This is a genomic window from Massilia alkalitolerans DSM 17462 (assembly GCF_000427785.1).
GTDB classification, from domain to species: domain Bacteria; phylum Pseudomonadota; class Gammaproteobacteria; order Burkholderiales; family Burkholderiaceae_D; genus Telluria; species Telluria alkalitolerans.
Window position 1 is genome coordinate 276,965 of the sequence record NZ_ATYR01000003.1, and the last position, 17,659, is coordinate 294,623.

The 17,659-nt window shown below is 66.4% G+C and carries 16 protein-coding genes; all 16 read left to right on the plus strand.

The genetic code is table 11. The features are described 5' to 3' along the window. The first annotated feature begins 39 nt into the window (after nucleotides 1–39). Nucleotides 40–660, plus strand: a complete 621-nt coding sequence (locus tag YWC_RS0105190) for a hypothetical protein (protein ID WP_027864413.1) — start codon at nucleotides 40–42, stop codon at nucleotides 658–660. Continuing rightward, nucleotides 657–2,105, plus strand: a complete 1,449-nt coding sequence (locus YWC_RS28390) for a PAS domain-containing sensor histidine kinase (protein ID WP_027864414.1) — start codon at nucleotides 657–659, stop codon at nucleotides 2,103–2,105. Before YWC_RS0105190 ends, YWC_RS28390 begins: the two co-directional genes overlap by 4 nt. Further along, complete coding sequence (locus YWC_RS0105200) at nucleotides 2,102–2,749, plus strand: response regulator (protein WP_027864415.1); 648 nt, start codon at nucleotides 2,102–2,104, stop codon at nucleotides 2,747–2,749. The genes YWC_RS28390 and YWC_RS0105200 overlap by 4 nt, the downstream gene beginning before the upstream one ends. A 257-nt stretch (nucleotides 2,750–3,006) precedes the next feature. Then, nucleotides 3,007–4,569, plus strand: a complete 1,563-nt coding sequence (locus YWC_RS0105205) for a GGDEF domain-containing protein (protein ID WP_051306237.1) — start codon at nucleotides 3,007–3,009, stop codon at nucleotides 4,567–4,569. A gap of 113 nt (nucleotides 4,570–4,682) precedes the next feature. Further along, entirely contained in the window at nucleotides 4,683–5,915 is a 1,233-nt protein-coding gene (fliB, locus tag YWC_RS31465; RefSeq protein WP_027864417.1) for a flagellin lysine-N-methylase, read from the plus strand. A gap of 297 nt (nucleotides 5,916–6,212) precedes the next feature. Beyond that, a complete protein-coding gene (locus YWC_RS0105215) occupies nucleotides 6,213–7,679 on the plus strand; it encodes a flagellin (RefSeq protein ID WP_027864418.1) in 1,467 nt (488 codons plus the stop codon). Nucleotides 7,680–7,766: 87 nt separating this feature from the next. Beyond that, entirely contained in the window at nucleotides 7,767–8,123 is a 357-nt protein-coding gene (locus tag YWC_RS0105220) for a flagellar protein FlaG (protein WP_027864419.1), read from the plus strand. 179 nt (nucleotides 8,124–8,302) lie between these two features. Next, a complete protein-coding gene (fliD, locus tag YWC_RS0105225; RefSeq protein WP_027864420.1) occupies nucleotides 8,303–10,957 on the plus strand; it encodes a flagellar filament capping protein FliD in 2,655 nt (884 codons plus the stop codon). 22 nt (nucleotides 10,958–10,979) lie between these two features. Next, nucleotides 10,980–11,441 carry a flagellar export chaperone FliS gene (gene fliS / locus YWC_RS0105230; protein ID WP_027864421.1) on the plus strand — a complete coding sequence of 154 codons (462 nt, stop codon included), beginning with the start codon at nucleotides 10,980–10,982 and terminating at the stop codon, nucleotides 11,439–11,441. Between the two features lie 5 nt (nucleotides 11,442–11,446). Next, nucleotides 11,447–11,776 (plus strand): flagellar protein FliT, encoded by a 330-nt coding sequence (locus tag YWC_RS0105235; protein ID WP_229413011.1) that lies wholly within the window; start codon nucleotides 11,447–11,449, stop codon nucleotides 11,774–11,776. Nucleotides 11,777–11,790: 14 nt separating this feature from the next. Further along, nucleotides 11,791–12,912: a flagellar hook-length control protein FliK gene (gene fliK, locus YWC_RS0105240; RefSeq protein ID WP_027864423.1), complete on the plus strand. Its 1,122-nt coding sequence runs from the start codon at nucleotides 11,791–11,793 to the stop codon at nucleotides 12,910–12,912. Continuing rightward, nucleotides 12,905–13,249: an EscU/YscU/HrcU family type III secretion system export apparatus switch protein gene (locus YWC_RS0105245; RefSeq protein WP_027864424.1), complete on the plus strand. Its 345-nt coding sequence runs from the start codon at nucleotides 12,905–12,907 to the stop codon at nucleotides 13,247–13,249. Before fliK ends, YWC_RS0105245 begins: the two co-directional genes overlap by 8 nt. Next, a complete protein-coding gene (locus YWC_RS0105250) occupies nucleotides 13,242–13,991 on the plus strand; it encodes a flagellar brake protein (RefSeq protein ID WP_027864425.1) in 750 nt (249 codons plus the stop codon). Before YWC_RS0105245 ends, YWC_RS0105250 begins: the two co-directional genes overlap by 8 nt. A gap of 84 nt (nucleotides 13,992–14,075) precedes the next feature. Then, complete coding sequence (locus tag YWC_RS31470) at nucleotides 14,076–15,725, plus strand: PAS domain S-box protein (protein WP_051306238.1); 1,650 nt, start codon at nucleotides 14,076–14,078, stop codon at nucleotides 15,723–15,725. 92 nt (nucleotides 15,726–15,817) lie between these two features. Beyond that, nucleotides 15,818–17,098 carry a diguanylate cyclase domain-containing protein gene (locus YWC_RS0105260; RefSeq protein WP_027864426.1) on the plus strand — a complete coding sequence of 427 codons (1,281 nt, stop codon included), beginning with the start codon at nucleotides 15,818–15,820 and terminating at the stop codon, nucleotides 17,096–17,098. Between the two features lie 96 nt (nucleotides 17,099–17,194). Continuing rightward, nucleotides 17,195–17,659, plus strand: coding sequence for a carboxymuconolactone decarboxylase family protein (locus tag YWC_RS0105265; RefSeq protein ID WP_027864427.1), 465 nt, complete (start codon nucleotides 17,195–17,197; stop codon nucleotides 17,657–17,659).

Below are 17,659 nucleotides of genomic sequence, written 5' to 3' on the forward strand. Positions count from 1 at the left end.
CAGCGCCCGCCGGCTCACGCTTCCCGTATCATGTACTCCATGAAACGAGCACACGCACGATCCCGGCTGCTCGCGCCCCTGGTCCAGCTGGCGGCGCTGGTGCTGCTCGCCGAGGCCTGGACCTGGGATGTCGGCAGCCGCGCCGCCGCGCGCATGGCCGCCTGGCCGCCGCTGCGCCGGCTCGAGGCGCGCGTCCGGGGCCTGCCCGCCTGGGCCGCCCTGTGCGCCTTCGTGCTGCCCGGATTGCTGCTCCTGCCCGTCAAGCTGCTCGCCCTGCTCGCCATCGCCCACGGCCATGCGCTGGCCGGCCTGGCCGGCTTCGTGGCCGCCAAGCTGGGGGGCGCCGTGGTGGTGGCGCGCGTCTACGTGCTGACCCTGCCCACCCTGCTCACCCTCGCCTGGTTCGCGCGCTGGCACGGCGGTTTCCTGCGGCTGAAAGACCGCCTGCTGGCGGCCCTGCGCGCCAGCGGCTTCTGGCGCCGGGTGCGCGCGGCCATGGCCGATGCGCGGCGCCGCCTGCGCCGGCTGCTGCGCCACGCCGGGCGCCAGCCCAGCCACTTGGTGCGCGTGCTGCGCCGCCTCAAGACCCGCGTCAGGTCACGATTCGCAGCGCGCGGGCAGGCGCGCCACCAAGACAAGACAGAAACCGAGCTTCCATGAGTCCCATCCTTGCCCTGGCCGCCGAAATGCAGGCGGCCGCTTCCGAAATCTTCCTGCTCGACGCCGCCACCCTGCGGGTCATCGACGCCAACCAGGCCGCGCGCCTGCATCTCGGGATGGAGGCGGCTGCACTGGAGGCGATGAACATCTACGCCCTCGCGCCCGGCCTCGACCGCGCCGCGCTGGGCGAGCTGCTGGCCGGGCTGGGCGAAGAAGTCGGCGCCCAGGTCAGCCTGCGCACCCGCTTGCGGCGTCTCGACGGCAGCAGCTATCCGGTGCGGCTGTGCTTCCTGCGCATCGTGCGCGACGGCCGCTCGCTGCTGCTGGCGATTGCCGACGACCTCAGCCTGGAGCAGGCCTCCGCCCAGGCGCTGGCCCAGTCGCAGGCGCGCTTCGACGCCATCGTGCGCCATACTCCGGGGCTGGTGTTCCAGTTCGTAGTGTATCCGGACGGGCGCCAGGATTTCCCCTGGCTGAGCGAGGGCTGCTCCGCCCTGCTTGGCTTGTCCGTGTTGGAACTGCAGCGCGACGCGGGCTTGTTCGAGCAACTGATCCTGGCTGAAGACCGCAAGGGCTGGCAGGAATCGATGGCGGCGTCCGGCGCCGCCATGAGCGTCTGGAACTGGGAAGGCCGGATCTGGATCGACGCCTGGAAGGACGTCAAGTGGATCAACCTGCGCGCCACGCCGCATCCCGTCGACGGCGGCGCGGTGCAGTGGGACGGCATCATGACCAACATCAGCGCCAGCAAGGAGGAACAGGAAGCCAGCATGCGCTCGCGCGCCCGGCTGGCCGAACTGACCGACCACATCGAGCAGGTCAAGGAACAGGAACGGGCGCGCATCGCGCGCGAGATCCACGACGACCTTGGCGGCAACCTCACGGCCATCAAGATGGCGCTGGCCATGCTGGCCGCGCGCCTGCCCGACAACCAGCCGGCCCTGCTGGAAAAGGCCAACTACCTCGACGACCTGGTCGACCGCACCATCGAGGCGGTGCACCGCATCTCGCTCGACCTGCGTCCCACCATGCTCGACCTCGGCATCGTGGCCGCGCTGGAGTGGCAGGCGCGCGAATTCGAGAAGCAGATGGGCATCGTCTGCATCTTCCGCTGCCCCCTGGACGAGGGGGAGGAACTCCTGCTCGACGACGACCACGCCACCGCCCTGTTCCGCATCTTCCAGGAAGCGCTGACCAACATCGCCAAGCATGCCCACGCGACCCGGGTAACGGTGCTGCTCCGGCCCCAGCGCGCCCATCTGACCCTGACGATCTGCGACAACGGCCGCGGCATCCACCCGGCCGACCGCCTCAAGCCGCATTCCTTCGGCCTGCACAGCATGAGCGAGCGCGCCAAGGCTTTCGGGGGAACGCTGGCCTTGTCGTCCGCGCCCGGAGGTGGCACGATGCTGACTATCAAGACCAGGCTGGCAACAGAACAATGAGTGACAAGGCAACAATCCGGGTATTCATCGCCGACGACCATGCGATCGTGCGCGAGGGCCTGAAGCAGATCCTGGCCGAGCAGCGCGACATCATCGTCGCCGGCGAGGCCGAAACCGGGCTCGATGCCGTCAAGCTGGTCGGCAAGGCGCGGCCGCACGTGATGCTGCTCGACATCTCCCTGCCCGACCGCAACGGGATCGACGTGCTCAAGCAGATCAAGAAGGACCGGCCCGAGCTGGCGGTGCTGATGCTGTCGATGCACCGCGAAGACCAGTACGCGATCCGCTCGCTCAAGGCCGGCGCGGCCGGCTACATGACCAAGCAGAGCGCCCCGCGCGAGCTGGTCACCGCAATCCGCCAGGTGGCCGCCGGCCAGAAGTACGTGAGCGCCGCCCTGGCCCAGACCCTGGCGGCCCAGGTCGGCGAAGACCACGAGGCGCCGCTGCACGACAGCCTCTCGGACCGCGAATACCAGACCCTGACCATGATCGCCTCCGGGATGACCGTCAGCGACATCGCACGCGAACTGTCGCTGTCGGTGAAAACGGTGAGCGAATACCGGGCCCGGCTGCTGGCGAAGATGAAGCTCAAGAACAGTGCGGAGCTGACCCATTATGCGATCCGCAACCAGTTGGTAGGCTGATGGTTTTCGTAGGGTGGGCGGGTCTCCCGCCCGCGCGTTCAACCAGACTTTGAACAAACGAGCAGGCAATATTCCAGTGATTTGAACGCGCGGTCGGCGAAGCCGACCACCCTACAAGAGCTTCTTGCGGAAGCTTGCAGGTTTCATATCTGTTGTAGAAGTACAGAAATAACACAGTTTGTTGCTGTTTTTTAATTGATGATTGGCAAAGAAGCTGCTTATCATGTCGCTCAACAGCATTCCGTGTCTTGACAGCCATGTCCATCTCGTCCCCGCCGGCCGGCACCGGCCAGAATCCCGCCGATATTGCCCGCGAAGCCTTCCGGCGCCTGGCGACGCGCCGCATCGCGCCGACGCCGGACGCCTATAAAGCCATTTACGACGAGATCGCCGGCGTTCCCCCCGCCCCGCCCACTCCGGTCCTGAATCCCGCCGCCGAGGTGCTGGAAAGCTTCGCGCGCCGACTGAGCGAGACGCCCGGCGAAGTCTCGGAACCCGGCCGCCGCATGCTGCGCGCCGCCCGCACCGCCGACTGGACCGGCTACGCCCAGGCGCTGAGCCAGATGGCCGACCGCCACCTGCGCCGCAACACGCCGGTGATGGCCCTGGGCGACGAGGACCCCGATGCGCGCCAGCTGCGCGAGATGCTGGGCCGCTCGCTGGCCTATGCGCTGGCCACCCTGCTGGCCGGCAGCCCGCCCCTGGTCCAGGAGGCGGAAGCGCTGGGCGGGGCGGTCCGGCTGGCGCGCGGCGAGGAGCTGGGCGAATTGTCCGGGCGCCTGAAGCAGCTGTGCTACCAGATCGAACTTCGCAGCGGCGACAGCGCCGAGCAGCAGGAACTGCTGCTGCGCCTGTTCCGCCTGCTGCTCGACAACGTCAACGAACTGCTCGACGATGACAGCTGGATGCGCGGCCAGATCGCCGCCGTGCAGGACCTGATCGCCGGCCCGCTCGACGTGCGCTCGCTGGAAGACGCGACCCGCAGCCTGAAGGACGTCATCCTCAAGCAGGGCCAGCTGCGTCACAGCATCTCGGACGTGCGCGCGACGATGAAGAACATGATGATGACCTTCATCGACCGCCTCGGCTCTGTGGCGGCCTCGACCGGAGACCACCATGCCAGGCTGGCCGGCTATTCCGACCGGATCGGCCGCGCCGCCAACATCGACGAGCTGAACGAGGTGATGGAGGAAGTGCTGCGCGAGATGCGCACCGCCCAGGACGAGGCGCTGGCCTCGCGCGACCGCATGGTGGCCGTGCACCGCGAGGTGCAGGAAGCCGAGGACCGCATCCGCACGTTGGAAGCGGAACTGCAGCACATGAGCGAACTGGTGCGCGAGGACCAGCTGACGGGCAGCCTGAACCGTCGCGGCCTGGACGACGTGTTCGAGCGCGAGAGCGCGCGCGCCGACCGCCGCAACACGCCGCTGTGCGTGGCCATCCTCGACCTCGACAATTTCAAGAAGCTCAACGACACCTACGGCCACCTGGCCGGCGACGGGGCCCTGAAGCATCTGGTGAAGGTGGTGCGCGACACCCTGCGCTCGATGGACGTGATCGCGCGCTTCGGCGGCGAGGAATTCGTGATCCTGATGCCGGAAACCCCGGTGGACGCCGCGGCGGCGGCGATGGTACGCGTGCAGCGCGAGCTCACCCGCCATTTCTTCTTGCACGACAACGAGAAGATGCTGATCACCTTCTCCTGCGGCGTGGCCCTGCGCATCCCGAACGAGGACCAGGCCAGCCTGGTGGCCCGGGCCGACCGCGCCATGTACCAGGCCAAGCAGAGCGGCAAGAACCGGGTCGTGGTGGCCGATTAATCTTCCGGGCCAAGCCGAGAATTGCGGCACGAATCGCGAGGTGATCGGCCAATCGCCCCGGCGGCGCCCTCGTATACTCTGCTGTTGCACGCTCATCTATTCGCCCCCAGACCATGGCCATCCTGCACCGCACCCGCACCTACCCTTCCCTGATTCCGCGCTATGTGGAGCGCTTCCGCTGCCTCGGCCCGACCTGCGAGGACACCTGCTGCTCGAGCTGGCCCATCCACATCGACAAGAAGACCTACAAGGCCTACCGCCAGGATTCCGCGCACGAACTCGGCAAGACCCTGTCGAAGAGCCTGGTTCGCACGGAGAATAATCTCGGCAGCATCGCCTACGCCGCCATCCTGCCGGAAGGAGAAGAACAGAAGTGCCCGGTCATGAAGGACGGGCTGTGTTCGATCCACGCGCAGCTGGGCGAATCCTATATTTCCGATCTGTGCTTTACCTATCCTCGGGTTACCCGGCAGGTGGATGGGCAGATGGAGCAGGCCTTGACGCTCTCGTGCCCGGAAGCCGCGCGCCAGGCCTTGCTGGCGGAAGACGCCTTCGACTTTGTCGAAGGCAGCGTGAGCCTGCGCGAAGCCATGGTCAGCAAGCTCGAGCCCGGCTACGGCCTGTCGATGGCGACGATGAACGAGATCCGGATTTTCTGTCTGAACCTCCTGCGCACCCGCGAGCTGGCACTCTGGCAGCGCCTGGCGCTGCTGGGCGTCTTCACGGACGACTTGTCGCGCCATTGCGCACAAGGCCGGCAGGCCGAACTGCCCGCCATGCTGGAGCAGTTCATCGGGTTCGTGGAAAGCGGCGCGGCGCTGGCCGCCCTCGATGCGATCCAGCCCAATCACACGGCGCAAGCCATGGTGTTCGCCACCTTGTGGGCCGCCAAGGGCTTCGATACGCCGTCGCGCTTCCAGCAAGGCGTCATCCGCCAGCTCTCCGCGCGCATGGGCGCCGACGACAGCGGGCAAACCAGCGCTGAGGGCCTGGTGGCCGCCTACCGCACCGGCCTGGACCAGCTCGACCGTGTGCTGGAAGATGCGCCGTTCATGCTCGAGAATTACCTGGCGAACGAAATGTTCATGCATTTCTTCCCGTTCAGCGCACCGGACCCGTATGACAGCTACCTGCACCTGGTGGCACGCTTCGGCCTGCTGCGCTTTTTGTTGGCGAGCTATTGCAATACCGATCAGCCGGTCTCCGTTTCCGAACTGATTTCGGTCGTTCACCTGCATTGCCGCCGCTTCCAGCACGACAACGGCTATACCCGGCAGTTGCATACGTCGCTGCATGAGAGTGGCTGGGCAGGCCTGGATAAATTGTATTGTTTGCTACGCACCTGAGTTTTTATTAACTCCTTGTCAAGGCCGGACCGCATTGCGCGTCCGGCCTTTTCTTTTCTGAAGCGCGAAAAATAATTTTTTTACCCCTAAAGTTCGCCCACGCGCTGTCGTCTAAGCGCGCTCCCGATGGGAACTTGAGGGGCAACACCGAAATTTATTTCTCAAAATTTCCCTAAATGTTTCCGTACGGCCACCGTTACCAGCATCAACAGCGGTGTGATCGTCACGGAACAGCGTGGCGCACCAAAGTGAACAGGGCACAGTGGCCCACCCCGAAATACAGTCTGGAGAAATACCATGGCATCCGTAATCAACACCAACGTTGCATCCCTGAACTCGCAGCGTAACCTGTCGACCTCGCAAGCTTCCCTGAACACCTCGATCCAGCGCCTGTCGTCGGGCCTGCGCATCAACAGCGCCAAGGACGACGCTGCCGGCCTCGCGATCTCGGACCGCATGAACTCGCAGATTCGCGGCATGAATCAGGCGACCCGCAACGCGAACGACGGCGTGTCGATGGCCCAAACCGCTGAAGGCGCCCTGTCGAGCTCGGGCGACATCCTGCAGCGTATCCGCGAACTGGCAGTGCAGTCGTCGAACGCGTCGAACTCGACCAGCGACCGCAAGGCCCTGCAAACCGAAGTCACCCAGCTGACCTCGGAACTGAACCGTATCGCCAACACCACCGAATTCAACGGCCAGAAACTGCTGGACGGCACCTCGGGCACCTCGAGCTTCCAGGTCGGCGCGAACGCTGGTCAGCTGATCTCCATGTCGGGCGGCAACTTCTCGACCTCGGTGTACGGCAACAACACCCTGCAACAGAACGCGCTCAACCCGACCGTCGACGGCAAGGTTGCTACCGGCAAGCTGGTCATCAATGGCTACCAGGGCTCGAAGACCGTCGAATTCGGAGCCGACGTCAGCGCCAAGGCCGCCGTCGCCAAGATCAACGAAGTCAGCGGCGACACCGGCGTGGTCGCATCGGCCAAGACCGAAGCGAACCTGAAGGGCGTGGCCGGCAAAGCCTATACCTTCGACCTGACCTCGGACAACGGCAGCGCCGTGTCGGTGTCGTTCTCGGTGGGTTCGAACAACACCGCCGACGACTACGCAGCCGCCATCAGCGCCTTCAATGCCCAGACCGCCAAGACCGGCGTGACCGCTTCGTACGACGCCAACAAAGGCGGCGTCAAGCTGACCAATGCCAGCGGCGCCGACATCAAGCTGGAAAACAAGTCGGCAGACACGGCTGTTTCGACCGCAACCCTGGCCACTTACCAGAAGAACGGCAAGGACCTGAATGCCACGACCGTCACCCTGAACACCGCTACCCCGGCCGGATTTGCCAAAGGCAACATCAGCCTGGATTCGGAGCAGAGCTTCTCGACCGCAGATGGCACCCCTGCCAGCGGCTGGGGACTGGGCGGCAAGCCCTCGGAACTGAAGTCGGTGGGTGACATCGACATCGGCACCTTCGACGGCGCCCAGGCTGCGATCAAGACCGCCGATGCGGCTCTGGCAGCAGTCAACAGCAAGCGCGCGGAATACGGCGCACTGCAGTCGCGCTTCGAATCGGCAATCTCGAACCTGGCCTCGAGCACCGAGAACCTGTCGGCATCGCGCAGCCGCATCGTCGACACCGACTTCGCCGCAGAAACCGCCAAGATGACCCGCGGCCAGATCCTGCAGCAAGCCGGCACCTCGATGCTGGCCCAGGCGAACTCGCTGCCGAACGGCGTCCTGTCGCTGCTGCGTGGTTAATCGTCGACCAGCTAGTCCATCCGGGCAGTAAAAAACGCATCCTCGGCTGAAGAAATTCAGCCGAGGATTTTTTGCTAGGGAAGTCACATGAACATCCAATCACTTGGTTCACCCGTGGCGGCGCGGCTGGAAGAGCGGTCGCTTCCGACGCTCGAGCAGCAAAACACCCAGCCTGCCAAGGCCGCGAAAGCGCCGGAAGCACAGGAAGCCACTCCGCCCTCGCGCGAACAGCTCGACGACGCCGTCAAGAAGATCAACGAAGGCATGCGGGCCTCGTCGCAAAGCCTGGAATTCGCGATCGACGAAGACAGCAAGGAAATCGTCGTCAAGATCATCGACCAGAGCACCCGCGAAGTGGTACGCCAGATCCCTTCGGTCGAAGCACTCGAGATCGCCAAGTCCATCGACAAGATGCGCGGCCTCCTGATCAGCCAGACGGCCTGAAGCGCTTCACCACCTGTCCAGCGCGCGCTTCCTGCGAGGAGCACGCGCCGTTCTTGCACGTCTGTCAGCTTTACCCGGTTCATTCCCAACTATTTGAATTGGGACACATTTCCCACTCTTAAGTCCGGTTTGCTTCTGTCGATAATGACTTACATTATCGCTTTCACGGGAGAAACAAAGTGGGCATCAGTTCAGCGGGCATCGGTTCCGGTCTCAACGTCGACGACATCGTCAGCAGGCTGATGCAGGCGGAGGCGGCGCCGCTCGCCAACTTCGACAAGAAGGCGTCCGCTTTGCAGGCACGCATGGCCGCGCTCGGCAAGGTCAGCGCCGCGGTCGGCGCCTTCCAGGGCGCCCTGACGACGCTCAACTCTCCCGCCACCTTCAGCGCCCTGAGCGCCACCTCGGCCAACAAGGACATCCTTTCCGGCAGCGCCGGCAGCAATGCGGTCGCGGGCAAGTACAAGATCAATGTTTCGCAGCTGGCCTCGGCACAGAGTCTGAGCACGGCCGGCCGGGCCAGCATGAGCGCGACCATCGGCGTCGCCGCCAAGACCGTCCTGACCTTCCAGTTCGGCAGCATCAGCGGCGGCAACTTCGGCGTGGCAGGCAGCACGCTCGGCGCATCGGTGGCCACAAGCGGCATCAGCAACGGTTCGCTGTCCATCAATGGCACCGCCATCACCACCAGTGCGGCAACCCGCAGCGCGGCCCAGCTGGCCGAAGCGATCAATGCCAAGAGCGAGACCACCGGCGTCACCGCGAAGGCCGAGCCGGCCAGCAGCGCCGCCGACCTGTTCGCCGGCTTCGGTGCGGTCACGGTCGAGGAAGGCGCACGCTACACCCTGGCCGTGGGCGGTATCGACATCCTGTCCCATACCGACCATACCGCGCCGCTGGAAGCGGCCGACATCGACGCCGCCCTGAAGGATGGCGGCCTCGCCGCCAGGCTGGCGGCTGCCAACATCACGTTCACCGGAGAGGCCGACAAGGGCACGCTGCGCTTCACCGCCGCCGACGGATCCAACCTGAGCGTGACCGAATCCGTGGCCGGCGAAGGCGTGGTTGCCGGCGGCATCAAGAACCCGGCCGCGAACACCGGTTCGATCGTCACCAGCAGCGCCGGCGTCACCCTGAGCTCGCGCGACGGCAGCCAGATCCTGATCGGCGGCAGCAACCCGGCCGCCGCGGGCTTGAGCGCCGGCAGCGCCGGCAGCTACCTGACGGGCGCCAGCTTCGTCCAGGATGGCGCCCAGGCCAGCGGCACGGTCACCCTCGAGGCCGGCGACCAGTCCCTGCAGGGCATCCGCGACGCCATCAACAAGGCCAACATCGGCGTGACCGCGACCATCGTGTCCGACGGCGGCGACAACCCCTATCACCTGGTGCTGACCTCGAACGCGACCGGCGCCAAGTCCTCGATGAAGATCGGCGTCGAAGGCGCCGACGGCCTGGAGCCGAACGCGGGCATCGCCGCCCTGCTCGGCCATGACCCCGGCGGCGTGCAAGGCCTGACCCAGACCAGTGCGGCGCAGGATACCCTGTTGAACCTGAACGGCCTCGACATCCGCAGCAGCAGCACCACCGTCACCGATGCCGTCCAGGGCGTCTCGCTGGACATCGCCGCGACCGGCAGCACCACCCTGAACGTGACCCGCGACACCGCGGCGGTCTCGACCGCCGTTAACAACTTCGTCAAGGCGTACAACGAACTCAACAAGACGATCTCGAGCCTGGCCGGTTATAACGCCGAGACCAAGACCGCCGGCATCCTGCAGGGCGACGCCTCGGTGCGTTCGATCCAGAGCCAGCTGCGACGCCAGCTGGGTGCTGCGGTCGAGGGCCTGGGCGGCAACCTGACCACCCTCAGCCAGGTCGGCATCACCTTCCAGAAGGACGGCGGCCTGGCCGTCGATTCGAGCAAGCTGAACAAGGCGGTCACCGAGAATTTCGCCGAGATCGGCGGGCTGTTCGCAGCGATGGGCAAGGCGACCGATGGCCAGATCAAGTTCGACAAGTCGGGCGCGGCCACCAAGCCGGGCACCTATGGCGTCAACATCGAGTGGCTGGCGACGCAGGGCACGCTGACGGGCGCCGACGCGCTGACGGGCCCGACCACGATCGACCCGAACACCACCTGGCGCATCACCCTGAACCAGACCGACCCGGTCAGCGAAAAGAAGACCCAGGACATCAAGCTGGCTGCCGGCAAATATACCAATGCCCAGCTGGCTTCCATGCTGCGCGCCGCCATCAACGGCAACACCGTCTTCGCCGGCGCCGGCGACGCGGTCGAGACCAAGGTCGAGGACGACGGGCGCCTGTCGATCTCGTCGAGCAAGTACGGCGAGATGTCGAACATCGACATCAGTGCCGTCAGCGGCACCGCTCCCTCGATCCTGTTCGGCAGCGCCACGCCGGCCAAGGGCAAGGACGTCAAGGGCACGATCGGCGGCGTCGCCGCCATCGGCAATGGCCAGACCCTGACGGCGGCGGCGGGNTCGCCCGCCGACGGCATCCAGCTCTCGATCACCGGCGGCGCTCCCGGCGAACGCGGCACGGTCAGCTTCTCCAAGGGCTTCGCCTTCGAACTGACCAACCTGGCCGCCAGCTTCACCGGCAAGGACAGCCTGCTCAACAGCAAGACCGACGGCCTGAACGTCACGCTCAAGTCCGTCACCAGCGCGCGCGACCGCTTCGAATCGCGCCTGGAGACCATCGAAAAACGCTACCGGGCCCAGTTCACTGCGCTCGACGTGGCCCTGATGTCGATGCAATCGACCTCGGCTTACCTGACCCAGCAGCTTGCGGCGCTCACCGCGAACGCAAGCTAAGCTCATCCACCTGGAGAACACGATGTTTGGAACCATGCAACGCGGCGTCGGCGCCTATGCGAAAGTCGGTCTCGAGACCGGCGTCGCCGCCGCTTCCCCGCACAAACTGATCGTCATGCTGTACGACGGCGCAATGGTGTCGATCCTGAGCGGCATCAGCAACATGAAGGCCGGGAACATCCCCGCCAAGGGCGCCGCCATCTCGAAGGCCATCAACATCATCGACAACGGCCTGCGCGCCGCTCTCGACAAGAAGGTCGGCGGCGAGATCGCCCAGAACCTCGACGCCCTGTACGAATACATCAGCGCGCGCCTGCTCAAGGCCAACCTCAGCAACGACCCGGCGATCCTGGAAGAAGCGCATGCGCTGCTGTCCGAACTGCGCGAAGCCTGGAACGCGATCGACCCGCAAGCCGCGGCCACCGGCGCGACGGCCCCTGCCGCCACGGCGCCGATGCGCGCCCCGACCCTGATGAGTGCCTGAAGAACATGCCGCAGATGACCAGCGACGATATCGTCGATACCTATGAAACCATGGCGGTGATCACCGACCAGATGCTGCGCGCCGCCAGCGACAGCGACTGGGATCGCCTGGCCGAGCTCGAACAGCAGTGCGCCCTGCACGTGCGCCAGCTGAAGGAAAGCGAGCCGCAGCCGCTGGCCGGTCCGCAGCGCGTCAAGAAGGTCGACGCGATCCGCCGCATGCTCGCCGCCGACCGCCAGATCCGCGACCTGACCACCCCGTGGATGGCGCGCCTGTCGGCCCTGATCAACAACACCTCGACCGAACGCCGCGTCGCACGCGCCTACGGCGTGTAAGGCCGTAGAGCAGCATGCTGCCGCGCGAGCTCGTCTCCGCCGTCCTGCCGGCCAGTCCGGCCAGGCCGGCCGAACACCTGAATGACCCGCGCCAGCAAGCCTTCCAGCGCGCCCTTGCCCCCCAGCTGGGCAAGGCGCTGCACGGCGAGGTCCTCGCCAGGCTGACCGACGGCAGTTTCGTCGTCAAGGTCGCCAACATCCCCGCCCGCATGCAGTTGCCCGCGGGCGCCCAGGTGGGCGCCGACGTGCCGCTCACGCTGGTGTCGGTGCACCCGCGCCCGACTTTCCAGGTCGGTCTCGGGTCCAATCCCGTGTTCAGCGAAGCCGGCCCGCCGCTGCCCCAGGGCGCCGACCCGGGCAAGGCGCCGCTCGCCATGCGCGAAGGGACCGCCGTCGGGCGCGCGGCCGCGCTACTGCAGGCCAGCGCCGCCGGCAGCGCCGCGCAGACCTTGGGCGCGGAAGCCAACAACACGACCCTCAGCCAGGCCGGCAGGACCATCGGGGGCGTGCTCGCGGCCGCCCAGAAAGTGGAAACGCCGATGACTGCCGCCCTCGGCCGTGCGCCGATCGTGGCCGCGGCCGGCGCGGATGCCGCCAGCATCGCGGCCGGCCTGCAGCAGGCGCTCGGCAAAAGCGGCCTGTTCTACGAATCGCACGTGGCCGAATGGGCGCAGGGCGCGCGCGCCCTGGCCGAACTGAACGCCGAACCGCAGCAGCAGCTGGCGAAGGAAGGCGTGCGCCAGAACGCGCTCGATCCGGCCACCGCCCAGTTCATCAACCTGCAGCTGGCCACCCAGGAGCAGGCCCAGCTTGCCTGGCAGGGCAAGCTGTGGCCGGGCCAGCCGATGCAGCTGGAAGTGCAACGTGACAGCCGCGAAGGACAGGACGAGGCCGGCGAGGCCGAATCGCATTGGCACAGCCGCCTGCGCCTGCGCTTTCCCGAACTCGGCGAACTCGACGCCCGCCTGACGCTCAGCGGTGGCCGCGTGCAGGTGCAGTTCGAGGCCGGCAGCGAGCACACCGCCGCCCTGCTGCGCCGCCACTTGGGCAGCCTGGCCGGCGCCCTCGACGCCGTCGGCACCGCGCTGGCGGGCTTCGAGGTGCGCTCGGCACCCGTCGATACGGCCGATGACTGACCCGAAGAAGGAGCAGGCCAGGCGCCAGAGCGCGGTCGCCCTCGCCTACGGCAGCGGCGACCCGGCGCCCAAGGTGGTGGCCAAGGGTCAGGGCCTGGTCGCCGAGCAGATCATGCGCCGCGCCAGGGAAGCCGGCGTCTTCGTCCACGAATCGAAGGAACTGGTGCAGCTGCTCATGGGGGTGGACCTCGACCGCGAGATTCCGCCGGCGCTGTATCGCGCAATTGCGGAACTGTTGGCGTGGCTATATCATATTGAGTCGGCTCAGAAACACGGAGGGCCAACGCCCCACCTCAACCTGGACGACGCGCCAAGCGCTGGTACAAGCAATGAATAATCAGGAACTCGAGAATTGGCACGACTACGAGGTGGAGTCGCGCCGTGAAGTCGTACAACTGCTGCGCCAGATCGGCGAAAAGCACCAGCTGGTGCGCATGCTGGTCAAGGGCGAGGCCGACGTCTGCGTCACCACCGTACTCGACGTCGACGCCGACACCAACTCCCTGGTGCTCGACCGCTCGATCGAGCGCATGCAGAACGAGCGCATCGTCGAAGCCGGCAAGGTACGCTGCGAAACCACGCTCGACAAGATCCGCATCCTGTTCACGGCCGAGAACCTGCGCCCCACCCTGTTCGAGGGCGAGGCCGCCCTGCGCGCCGACATCCCGCCGAGCCTGATCCGCCTGCAGCGCCGCGAGTACTACCGGATGGAGACGCCGGTATCGAACCCGGTGCGGGCGATCCTCCCGCTGCCGCTGGAAGCCGGGGCCGGCACCGGCGTGTTCCCGCTGCACGACATCAGCTGCGGCGGCATCGCCGTGCTCGACAACAAGCTGCAGCTCGACACGACCATCGGCGCCCGGCTGCCCAACTGCCGCATCGAGCTGCCCGAGATCGGCCCGGTGACGGTGACGCTGGAAGTACGCAACTCGCTCGACCTGACCCTGCTGAACAACAAGACCAACCGCCGCATCGGCCTGCAGTTCGTCGACATCTCGCGCGGCGGCATGGCCGGCGTGCAGCGCTACATCACCAAGCTCGAACGCGAGCGCAACGCGCGCCTGGCCGGCCTGGCCTGATTCGATTATTACCAATTAGCAATGTGAATAGTTGTTGAACAGTAGATAAGCTACACTGCGGTATCTTGTTATCCTGGTGACCAGATGCCGACGCAAAGCCCAACCACCGACCTGTTCTACACCGCATTCGCCCACTCGTCGGTGGGCATGGCAGTCGTCGGCCTCGACGGCCGCTGGATCGAGGTCAACCCGGCGCTGTGCCGGATCCTCGGTTATGACTGCGACGAGCTGCTGGCGCTCAGCATCCAGGATATCTCCCACCCGGATGACCTGCCCGCCGACCTGACCCTGCTCAACAGGCTGCTGGCCGGTGAAATCGACTCCTACAACCTGGAAAAGCGCTACCGCCATGCCGACGGCCGCCCCGTCTGCGGCCTGCTGACGGTCTCGCTCAGCCGCAACGCGGGCGGCGCCCCGGAATGCCTGATCGCCCAGCTGCTCGACGTCACCGAACAGAAGCAGGCGGTCGAAGAACGCGACGCCTTCTTCACGCTGTCGCCCGACCTGCTGGCGATCTCGGGCAAGGACGGCTACCTGCGCCAGGTGAATCCGGCCTGGACCGACGCACTCGGTTGGACGCAGGACGAGCTGACCGCCCAGCCTTTCATCCATTTCGTCCATTCCGACGACCGCGACGCCTCGCTGCGCGAAGCCGACAAGATCTACCGCGGCGGGGTGGACACCGGCTTTCGCAACCGCTACCGCCATGCCTGCGGCGGCTACCGCTGGCTCGAATGGAATACGCGCGCGGTCGGCGCGGAGCTGCTGTATTGCTCGGTGCGCGACGTCACCAGCCAGATCGAGGACGAGGAGCGCCTGCGCAACCAGGAACAGAAGATCAGCCTGCTGATCGAGAACGCCAACGATGCCTTCCTCGGCATGAACGAACACGGCATCATCACCGAATGGAACAAGCAGGCCGAGGCCACCTTCGGCTGGAGCGCGCAGGAAGCGATCGGCAAGCCGATGGCTGAGCTGATCACGCCGGAGCGGATGCGCCAGCGCCACCACGACGGCATCCATGCCTTCCTGCGCAAGGGCATGACCGCGGCCTCGCGCAAGCGGGTCGAGGTCCCGGCGCTGCGCAAGGACGGCAGCGAGATCCTGGTCGAGATGACGGTGGGCGTGGTGCCTCTCAAGGGCGAACGCTACTTCACCGCCTTCATGCGCGACATGTCCGAACAGCGCCGCATGACCGAGGAACTGCACCACCGCGCCACCCACGACTTCCTGACCGGCCTGCCGAACCGCTACGAATTCATGGGCCGCCTGCAGCACGCGATCGACGCGCTGGGGCGCGAACCGCGCCCGCTGGTGCTGCTGTTCATCGACCTGGACGGCTTCAAGGCGGTCAACGACCTGTGCGGCCACGAGGTGGGCGACGCGGTGCTGAGCGCCTTTGGCCGCCGTCTCACGGCATCGGTGCGGCGCACCGACGGGGTGGCGCGCCTGGCGGGCGACGAGTTCGTGGTCCTGCTCGACCACCTGCACGATCCCTGCCACGACGCCGCCCAGGTGGTCGACAAGATCCTGCTCGCGGCCAGCCAGCCCTACCCCGAAGTGGCGGGCCGCACCGAGCCCGGCGCCACCATCGGGATGGCGCTGCACAATCCGGGCGACCGCGCCGACCGGCTGCTGTCGCGCGCCGACGCCGCCATGTACGTGGCGAAGAATGCGGGGAGGAACCGCGCCGCCTGCGAGGGCGACGGACAGTGGGTGCTGCGCGGGGATTGAAGGGCCAGCGCAGTATTTACATAATGCAATCTTTCTGGTAACCAAAAAATAATTCGGCTACACTGGCGTCACCTCACGATGTGCAAGCGCAAATGCCGAGTTACGCCGTCCCCAGCCATTTTCTTGCGGCCTTCGCCAAGTCGGCCGTCGGCACGGCGCTGCTCGACCTGCAAGGCCGCTGGCTCGAGTTCAATGACGCGCTGTGCCGCATCCTCGGTTACCCGCGCGACGAGCTGCTGACCCTGGACTACCGTGACGTCACCCATCCCGCCGATCTCGATGCCGACCTGACGCAGCTGCAGCGGATGCTGGCCGGCGATCTCGACTCCTACTGCCTCGAGAAGCGTTACTGCCGCCCCGACGGCGCCGTGGTCTGGGGCTTGCTCACGGTGACGCTGAGCCGTGACGATGCCGGCCGCCCGGAGTGCCTGATCGCCCAGGTGATCGACATCACTGCCCAGAAGAAGGCCATCGAGGACCGCGATGCGCTGTTCGCCCTCGCCCCCGACCTGCTGTCGATCTCCAGCCACGACGGCTATATCATGCAGGTCAACCCCGCCTGGCATGAGCTGCTGGGTTGGGACGAAGCCGTGCTGATGTCGCGTCCCTTCGTCGATTTCCTCCATCCGGACGATCGGCCACGCACCCTGGAGAAAGCCGGCGAGCTGGCCAGCGGAGGCGCGGTGCTCGGCTTTCGCAACCGCTACCTGCACGCTGACGGCAGCTGGCGCTGGATCGAATGGAGCACCAGTGTCGCTGGCGACGGGCGCATGTTCTGCTCGGGACGGGACGTCACCGAGCAGATCGAATCCGAGGAGAGGACGCGCCGCCTGTCCAGCGAGCTGCACCACCGCGCCACCCACGATTACCTTACCGGACTACCCAACCGCTATGAATTCATGGGCCGCCTGCAACACGCGATCGACACGGCCGGGCGCGAGCCGCGTCCGCTGGTGCTGATGTTCATCGACCTGGACGGGTTCAAGGCGGTCAACGACATCTGCGGCCATGAAACGGGCGATGCGGTGCTGATCGCCTTCGGCCGCCGCCTGCGCGAGGCGGTGCGGCAGGCCGATATCGTGGCACGGCTGGCGGGTGACGAATTCGTGGTGCTGCTCGACCGCCTGCATGGGTCCTGGCCGGCGGCGATCGAGGCAGCGCAAGCGATCCTGCAGCTTGCCGGCCGGCCCTACCCGGAGACGGGAGGGCGAACCCAGCCCGGTGCCACCATCGGGCTGGCGCTGCATCGCCCGGGAGAGAGTGCCGACCAGCTGCTCTCGCGCGCCGATGCGGCAATGTACGCAGCCAAGAACGCCGGAAAGAACCGCGCAGCGTACGAGCGCGCGGGGCAGTGGGTGTTGCTCGGCGCCTGAAAAAACCGGCCGCCTGTCACACCATGGGGCCCTGGCTCGTCCTGGATGCATGGAGGGCGCAACGGGCGCCTTCCCCATCCTGAAAGGACCGACACCATGACGCTCGCTGCCCGCATCCCCCTATACACCCTGGCCCCCGCCAACCTCAAGGCGATGATCGCCCTGTCCCAGTCCACCAGGAACAGCTCGCTCGGCGCGCGCCTGGTGGAACTGGTGCAGCTGCGGATCTCGCAGCTCAATGGCTGCGGGGTCTGCGTGGACATGCACTGGCGCGACCTGGTCAGGCAGGGACTCGATCCGCGCCACCTGAACGCGCTCGCCGCCTGGCGCGAGGCGCCCTTCTTCAGCGAACGCGAACGGGCGGCGCTGGCCTGGGCCGACGCCGTCAACGCCCTGCCCGGACGCGACGACACCGACAGCGCCTGGCCGGCGCTGCGCGAACATTTCAGCGATGTGCAGATTGCGGAACTGGCTTATACGATTGCCGCGATCCGCGGCTGGAACGCGATCAACCTGAGCCTGCATAGCCCGCTGCCGGAACATCCGGCGCCGGGCATGTGA